At 68.2% G+C, this 7223-nt stretch carries 8 protein-coding genes; all 8 read right to left on the reverse strand.

Features of this window, described 5'->3' with window-relative positions:
• Nucleotides 1–215 precede the first annotated feature (215 nt).
• Nucleotides 216–554, reverse strand: a complete 339-nt coding sequence (locus tag I6U14_RS09240) for a hypothetical protein (protein ID WP_296898691.1) — start codon at nucleotides 552–554, stop codon at nucleotides 216–218.
• A 72-nt stretch (nucleotides 555–626) separates the two neighbouring features.
• The gene (locus tag I6U14_RS09245; RefSeq protein ID WP_296898693.1) at nucleotides 627–830 is read right to left on the reverse strand and encodes a hypothetical protein; all 204 of its coding nucleotides are present in this window, start codon (nucleotides 828–830) and stop codon (nucleotides 627–629) included.
• A gap of 131 nt (nucleotides 831–961) precedes the next feature.
• Nucleotides 962–1642, reverse strand: coding sequence for a fasciclin domain-containing protein (locus tag I6U14_RS09250; RefSeq protein WP_296898695.1), 681 nt, complete (start codon nucleotides 1640–1642; stop codon nucleotides 962–964).
• Nucleotides 1643–2092: 450 nt separating this feature from the next.
• Entirely contained in the window at nucleotides 2093–2989 is an 897-nt protein-coding gene (locus I6U14_RS09255; RefSeq protein ID WP_296898697.1) for a class I SAM-dependent methyltransferase, read from the reverse strand.
• Nucleotides 2982–4271, reverse strand: a complete 1290-nt coding sequence (locus I6U14_RS09260) for an MFS transporter (protein WP_296898699.1) — start codon at nucleotides 4269–4271, stop codon at nucleotides 2982–2984. Before I6U14_RS09260 ends, I6U14_RS09255 begins: the two co-directional genes overlap by 8 nt.
• 72 nt (nucleotides 4272–4343) lie before the next feature.
• Nucleotides 4344–5177, reverse strand: a complete 834-nt coding sequence (locus I6U14_RS09265; protein WP_296898701.1) for a class I SAM-dependent methyltransferase — start codon at nucleotides 5175–5177, stop codon at nucleotides 4344–4346.
• A gap of 163 nt (nucleotides 5178–5340) precedes the next feature.
• Nucleotides 5341–6393 carry a phytanoyl-CoA dioxygenase family protein gene (locus I6U14_RS09270; RefSeq protein ID WP_296898703.1) on the reverse strand — a complete coding sequence of 351 codons (1053 nt, stop codon included), beginning with the start codon at nucleotides 6391–6393 and terminating at the stop codon, nucleotides 5341–5343.
• Nucleotides 6394–6693: 300 nt separating this feature from the next.
• Complete coding sequence (locus tag I6U14_RS09275) at nucleotides 6694–7146, reverse strand: ABC transporter permease (protein ID WP_296898705.1); 453 nt, start codon at nucleotides 7144–7146, stop codon at nucleotides 6694–6696.
• Nucleotides 7147–7223 lie beyond the last annotated feature (77 nt).

The following is a 7223-nucleotide window of genomic DNA, read 5'->3' on the forward strand; positions in this document are numbered from 1 at the left end:
CCGCGCTCGTGATCCGCGAGTACTTCGTGCAACCTAGCCTGGTCAGAGCGGCGCTCTGGGCTCTTCACCGATTTGTCGAAGGTTTTGGAGGTAAGAGACTAAGCGCCCACAGTGGCCGCTGCGAGAGAAGACGAGATTCAACGCGCCACGCGCCTCGACGAAGGCCGGTACGCGCGACATCAACAACCTTCTCCAACTGCCTTGGTGCTGCTCGCTCACTGATCCGCGTGAGCTGGCAGCCGGCGTAGCCAAGCGGACAACAGCTGAGAGAGCCTCACTTCGACCGGACCGAGACCCAGCACGCGGGCGAGGAAGGTTGGCTTGCTCTGCCAACCGTAGAAGGCGACAGGACGGCCGTTCATCCGTATCTCGACGGAGACCCCGGCCCGGCGCAGCGCCGGCTGAGCGGCCAGCAGCCAACGCCGGCGGGTGCCTCGCGAGGGCAGACGCGAGAGGACGCCGAGGCTCAGCGCCGCAGGGTCGACGTCCACCTCGAGACGCTCACCAGCACCGCGGACCTGGAATCGCTCGCCATTGGGACCGGTCAGGCACAAACTCCCTGCCAGCAGCAGCCGGTTATGCTTCGCCGTTGAGTCTGCCCCGTTCGTCAGCGTTGGGGGGTCCACTTATGACGCCGCACCGGCGTCACGGGTGCGGATTTTCAACGTACCATTCAGGGTCCATTTAGCCGATTTCGGATCGGCGTCGACCCTCGCCGGCACATAGACGTCCAGCTGATCGAACTCGTAGGTGATCTCCGCACCCCGGCCGGTCAACTTGTCGTAAAGAGAGATCGCCAGCTCGGGCCAGGTGGTGATGTCGTCGCTCATGGTCGCTTGCTCCTCGTGTCAGTGTCATCGATGGGTGGGCGCAGGGCTGGGTGTGGCGCTACAACGGCACGTTCGCCCATCGGGCGGCCGCGCGCGGCGAGCCGCGGCCGTGCAGCGCCAGGCGTTGCTGCCTACTTGGGCATGAGCACCGCATCGATGACGTGGATGACGCCGTTGCTGGCTTCGATATCGGTCTTCACGACGTTCGCACCATCGACCGTGACTCCGTCGGCGGTGCCGATGGTCAGATCCGCGCCCTGGACCGTGGTTGCGCTGTCGAGGTCGACAACGTCCGCCGCCATGACCTTGCCCGGTACCACGTGGTAGGTCAGCACAGCGGTCAGCGCCTCTTTGTCCGCGAGCAGCGCCTCGAGCTGCGCCTCCGGGATTGCGGCGAAGGCCTCATCGGTGGGCGCGAAGACGGTGAAGGGCCCCTCGCCCTTCAGGGTCTCCACCAGGCCGGCCGCCTGCAGCGCCGCGGCCAGCGTCTCGAAGCTGCCGGCACCGACGGCGACGTCCACGATGTCCCCGGGTGCATCACTGGCGGCTTCGGCATCCGCGATCTTGACCATCCGCGGTGGCTGCCCGCCCCAGTACATCGCCGGGTGTGCAGCCGTAGGACGCGGCATTTGACGGGCGGCCGGCGCATAGCCATAGCCGCCGGGGTGCATCATCACGCGACCGTGCGGTTGGCCCTGGTAGGCAGTCATCTTGCCGCAGCCGCTCCCGGCGGCGGCCTGTTCCGCGGTGCCCACGCTGAGGCCGAGGCTGAGCAGGATGCCGACAGTGATGGTGGTTTTGCGAAAGGTCATTGGCGATTCTCCGAGGCTGAGGGTTGCCGTCCGCGGACGGGCTTCTGTCGCACCAGAGGAGGTTTGTCCATGATCCTGAAACGCAATGTCTGCGTTTTGAAAAGGTATCAATAAGTCTCCTTCTAATTTGTCCATCTTTTGTATGCCCCGACCAACGGCGCGCGCAGCAGGCACTTGCGCGCCCCCGGCTCGGCCAGGCCAGCGACTGGATCGAGGGCTCTGCGGCGTGACCGAGCCGGTGCACCGCTGCGGCCTCAGGCGTTGCCAACGCTCGCGGCAGGACGCAACCGCATCACGATGCACGACTGTGACGTGTTGACGGGAGGTGGCCGGCACACCCGGCTGCAAGCAGCATAGGGGCCTGAGCACCGGGGCCTGAGCACCGGGTCCCGAGCGCGATGGCACCGAGCGCTCGGCTGGTGGCGGATGCCGTCGCTGCCGCTGCCCGCCCTAGAGCTGCGCGACGAGCCGACGAATCGGCATGTCGAAGCGCCCCCGCCCGTCGCTGCCGACATCGGCGCAGAGGATTGTCGCGACCTGGGCCAACACCCGCGCCCGCGCCTGCGGGGACAGCACGAAGGACGCGTAGAAGAAGCCTGTGGCCTCCTGCGCCAATGTCTGCGGTGCACCATCGAGACTGACCAGTCCGGGCTCGATCCGAACCGAGGCGTCGGGGAAGGTCTGCCGAAGCAGCGCAGCGAGCGGCTCCGGGGTGCGGACCCTGGCGTCACCGAGATCCGCGTTGGCATAACAAGGGTACTCGTGCTGCGCCGCCGAATAGATCACATCGTGCACCGCAGCGTAGCTGGGGGAGCTCGCGATGTCGCCGTCGATGATCGCGGCCAGGATGCCCTGCGGACGCAAAACCCGCCGGATCTCGGCGAGCACCGGCTCGATCGGGTCCATGAGGGTCAGGGCCCAATGACAGAGCACCACGTCGACGCCCGCGTCCGGGATGCAGTCCATGCTCTGGGCGAGGGCCTGGTGCAATCTGACGCCGGGGTTCGGCATGCGGCGGCGCGCCAAGGCGAGCTCGTCCGCGCTCATATCGACGCCGATCAGCTCGATCGCATCGCCGTGGCGTTGCAGACAGACCTCCGCAAGCACACCGCTGCCGCAGGCAAGATCCAGGACGGTCCGATGCCGGGAGGGGTCGATCACCTCCGCGAGCCATTCGTAGCTGTTGCGCCCGGCCGCGTCGCGACAGCCTCGGGCGACGGCCTCGGTGAAGCCTGCGTGGCGCTGGTGCACGGCCAACAGGTGCTCGCGCACGTCCGCTGCGTCCGGCTGCTCGCCGCTTCGCAGGCGTTGCGCCCAGCGGCTGTCGATGTGGATGGGTTCAGGCATGGCAGTCAGCAGGGCCTTGGTGGTGGGTTGGAGGAGGCGCTTGGCCTGGGCTCAGGGTTGCCCGCGTCTGCTGCAGGCGCGGTAGCAGCGGCAGGGTGGCAACAGCGCAGAGCAGGGCGCAGCCGGCAAGCCAGAGCAGCAGCTGCTGCGGCTCGGTGCCTTGGTCCAGCAGCCAGCCGAGGGTGCCGGGAGCCAACGCGGTGGCGAAGACCATGTAGGCCGCAACAAGCCCGCGGATGGCACCCAGGTGACGGGTGCCGTAGACCTCCGCCCAAAGGGCGCCGAACAGCACCGTCGCGCTGCCCGCGGTGGCGCCGACAAGGGCCATGAAGGCCGCGGCGATCGCGAGCGCAGTGCCGTCGGCGCCGCCGCCGATGTCGCTCCCGGCAAGCGCCAAGCCCAGTGCCAGCGGCAGCAGGAAGACGGGCAGCAGCCGGATCGCGCCGAGACGATCGATGAGCCAGCCGCAGCCAAGCGCCGCGCCGGTGGCGGCGAGCGCGTACAGCGGATAGCAGGCCGCGAGCTCCGGCAGTGTCCAACCCTTGGCCTGCGCCAGGTGCACCTGATGGAACAGCACGCCGGTGACGATAAAGGGCGTTGCTGCCAGTGTCGGCAGCAGCGCATGAAACCGGCCGTCCCGCAGCACCTGCGACCGGCTCCAGCCGGCGGCCGGCGCGGCCGCGGTGCCGACGGGCGCGTGCCGGCCCTGCGCTGTGCGGCGCATGGCTCGCTCCAGCCGCAAGACCATGGGAATCATCAGCAGCATCACTGTCGCCGCGCCGAGCCAGATCGCCCGCCACCCGAAGGCCGCCAGGGCCAGGGCCACGAGCACGGGCAGCAGCGCCTCGCCGATCGGGTAGCCCAGCATCGCGACGCCGAGGGCGCGCCCCCGACCGGCGGCAAAACGCCGCGCCAGCATGGTCACGGTGATGTGGCCCAGCATCCCTTGGCCGAGAAAGCGCAGACCGACGAGGGCAAGCACCAGCAGCCAGATCGAGTCCGCGCTTGCCATCCCCAGCGCCGCCCCACTCAGCAGCAGCATTACTGCGGCCGCCAGCGGGCCCGGCTGGAACCGATCAGCAGCCTTGCCGAGCCAGAGCAACAGCGCGGCGCCAACCGCGGTGGCCAGGGTGTACAGACCGCCGAAGCCGGCGTGACTCAAAGCCAGGTCGTCGCGCACGGCGCCTGCGAACAGGCCGATGAAGTAGGTCTGGCCAATACTGGAGCCGAAGGTCAATAGTAGGCCGAGCGCCAGCGTCGGACCTGCCTCTCGCAGCAGCACGTCGCCTCCATGGAACCTTTGTGGTGGTGGAGCACGCACGCGGGCTCCGCGGGTGGCGGTCGAGCGGCGGCGTCAGGTCTCGCAGAAGATCAGGAAGACGTGCTGGGCGAAGCGCCACTCGCCCCCTTGCCGGCAGCTCTCGAGGTAGGCGCCGGTGACTGGATGGGCAAGCATCTGCTCCAGATCCAGGCTGTCATCGAAGAGGCAGCGCTGCAGGTAGCCCTGAACCTGCGCCGCCTGTGCTTCGGGCGCACCGTTGGAGTAGCGAATCCCGTGCACCCGCGGCCTCGCCCCGAGACGCTCCAGCGCGGCCCCAATCTGCTCGGACTTGACACAGGGGGTGCCGCCGCCGGCGCGAAAGGCGTCCAGGTAGGCGCGGTAGAAGCGCAGGTAATGGGAGTCGCTCGCAGCGTGGGCAATGAAGGCCGCATCGCCGACCGCATGCAGCAGCCGTTCCAGCCCGGCTTCCAGCTCCTCGGCTGGCAGTGCATAGAGCGCATGCGTGGCCCAGGCGACGTCGAAGTGCTGGGGTGGACAGTCTAGCGCCTGCAGGGTGCTCTCGTATTCGGCCCCCGCGACGAAGGGCGGAGACAAGACACCACGGGTCTCCGCGATGGAGAAGGCGGACGGGTCGAGCAACGAATAATCGACGGCAGCAACGCGGCTCGGTGACACGCCTGCGTAGCGCTGCAGCGCGGATGGGAATTTGCCCGAGCCACAAGCGACATCGAGCAGCCGCACCGGTCTCTGGCCGGCCCGGGCTTGGCGGGCTCGGAGCCAATCGACCCAGTCCAGGGCCTCGGCCAGATGACGGTAGTCCACCGACGCGAGGGCGTAGAAGTCTTCCATCTCCCGGCGCCCGGTCTCGCTCCAGTGCTCGCAGCTGCGCTCGAAGGTGTCGCTCATGAATGCATTCGCTCGGCTGAATGGGGTTGACGACGGACCCTCCAGCCGGGGCGAGCGCGGGCGACAGGGCATGGGCGCAAGAGCTGGGGGCCGATCGCAACGGGGCAAGGCACTCGGGCGCTGACGCGCGGCCTCGGCGCCCTCGCACGACGCGGAGAGGGGTCTACGCTTGCGGGGGCCAGCAGACCGGATTCAGCGGACTCGCGGCGACGGCGCCGGGCGCCGCACCTGGAATGAACTTCTGCCAGTCACCCGAGACCATCGTCGGGTGCTCCAGCACCCGCGCGCCGTCCGCGAAGAAGGTGTTTGCCAGCACCACGCGACTCTGATTGGTGTGGTTGGCACCCGCCGAGTGAAAGCAGAGATTGTGGTGGAAGCTAACCTCTCCCGCAGCGAACGGGCCGTCGTCCACGGCAACGGCATTGCGGCGGAAGACCTCCCCGACGCCCCGATCATAGCTGGTGTCGAACTTGTTGAAGGCCACGCCTTGGACGAGCTTGTAGACGTCGATGGGCCATGCGAAGCACAGTGGGCCCATGGCCCGCGGAATCGGCTGCCCGGGGATCCAAGCCGTCACCACGTCGTTGGTGGCCAGCGGGAAGTGGTGCGCGTCGTAGTGCCAGGGTGTGCGCCCGCACCCGGGCTCTTTGGACATCAGGTTGTCGTGATAGAGCCGGACCCCGGTGACGCCGAGCAGATCCGCGCAGATCTTGGCGATGCGCGGGCTGAGTACGTACGCGCGCAGCAGCGGGTGCTCGAGCCAGGCCATCTCGGCGCTGAGAAAGCGCCCATGGGTGCCGCCGTCGAGCCGCGTGTCGAAGGCAGCGCCCAGGAGCTCCGCGATTTCCCGCCGGAGCAGCCGCGTCGCGCTCGCAGACAACACCCCCGGCAGCTTGATGTAGCCGTTGGCGCGGAAGGCATCGATCTGGTCGGCTGTCAGTGGGTAAGGGGCCGACAACTCGGCGCGGACGGCCGCCTCGTCCACGTCTGTGGCGCCGTCGAGGTTGCCCGCCGCATCCCAGGCAGGGTCGAGCGCCTGCTGCCCGGCGGCGGGCTCGCCGCTGTTGTCGGCGAGGGTCATGTACCAATCCCACCAGGCCTGGTTGTCCTGCTCCCAGGCTTGGTCCACGTCATCCCGGCGCGCATTCTCGCCCACCAGCACCGGCTGGCCGCCAGGGTTCTGATGCTTGGGGTTGTCGATGGGCGACTGGCTCATAGGGAGGTACGAAAGCGCGTTGATATCTGCATTGTCAGCAAAGCCGCTCACGGCTTGGCGGGTGTCAGTCCACCATCTTACCGGCTTCGGGCGAGCCAATAAGGTCATCTCGAGACCTGCCGATGTCTCACTGGCAGGCCTCCGACTGGCAGGCGTCTCGCTGGAAATCGGCTGGGAATCACCGGCTCGTGGGTGGTGGACCGCCGGACAGACGAACGGTTCCGCGCCCGGCTCGACGCCGCGCATGCCAGCATCGACCGCGGCCGGGCTCCCGCAAGCCACGGCAACCTCACCCCGGCTTCAGCGCGGTTTCAGCCCGCGCGGCACGACCGCACGCTCGGCCCGCTCGAAGCCCCATTGCACCCCCAGCGCAAACAACGCCGCCGGAATGGCGCCCTCGAGGATCAGCGCCGTGTCGTCCAGCCGAATGCCGGTGAGGATGGGCTGGCCATAGCCGCCGGCGCCGATCAGCGCGCCCAGTGTGGCGGCGCCGACGTTGATCACCGCGGCGGTTTTGATGCCCGCCAGGATCATCGGCAGGGCCAGCGGCAGCTCGATGCGCCAGAGCCGCGCCCGGGGCGGCAGCCCGATGGCCTCGGCGGCCTCCTGCAGCGACGGCGCGATGCCGGTGATGCCGGCGTGGGTGTTGCGCACGATGGGCAGCAGGCTGTAGAGGAACAGCGCGACCAGCGCCGAGCCGGGGCCGAGGCCGAAAACCGGAATAATGAACAGCAGCAGCGCTAGGGCGGGAATGGCTGTCGATTATCAACATATCCGAGACCACGAGACGCCTGAGCGACGAGTATGCAGTCTACTGCTGGCACAAAACA

Origin of the sequence: Thiohalocapsa sp. (genome assembly GCF_019695415.1) — a bacterium.
GTDB lineage: Bacteria > Pseudomonadota > Gammaproteobacteria > Chromatiales > Chromatiaceae > Thiohalocapsa.